Genomic DNA, 504 nt, shown 5'->3' with positions numbered 1-504 from the left:
GGGTTGAGATAGCCCAAATCACGGAAAACTTAAATGTAGGAGAATCCATTGAGTTACGTGTTGCCGGACAAAACCTCGAAGGCGAATACGTCGAGAAAACGGTACGTCTGCCATTCGAAGACAGAGCAACGACAGCTGAAGAGCGTATCTCTTCAATGGGTCTGATGCTGACTGAGAACGACGGCAAAATGGTCGTCGACATGGTTGAATTTGGTAGCCCTGCGGAGTCATCTGGTATCGACTTTGATTGGGAAATCAAATGGGTCGTTCAAGACGCGGATCGTCCAATGAAAGAATGGGTATTTGTACCTTGCTTGATTCTTCTGCTGGTACTTGCCATGAACCAAAAACGTCGTGCTCGCAAGGAACAACTGAGCGCATAACCGATTTGGCCCCGCGGATCTGGGGCCTTAGTGAGAGACATTGAATGTATAAACAAATTCTTGTTCCGGTTGATCTAAATGACCAAGGCTTCTCAGACCGAGCGGTTGAACTGGCGGTGTG

Annotated in this window: 1 protein-coding gene and 1 pseudogene; both read left to right on the top strand. The window is 48.0% G+C overall.

Annotated elements, in window-relative coordinates:
- A partial coding sequence (locus R7Q46_RS30655) for a DUF3394 domain-containing protein (protein ID WP_318078776.1) occupies positions 1-383 on the top strand: 383 nt, incomplete at its 5' end.
- Positions 384-427: 44 nt separating this feature from the next.
- Positions 428-504: pseudogene (locus R7Q46_RS30650) on the top strand (universal stress protein); the annotation flags it as partial.

Source organism: Vibrio sp. 811 (genome assembly GCF_033339195.1).
Note: the sequence above shows the minus strand (reverse complement) of the source record. Positions and strands in the feature narration are given on the sequence as shown.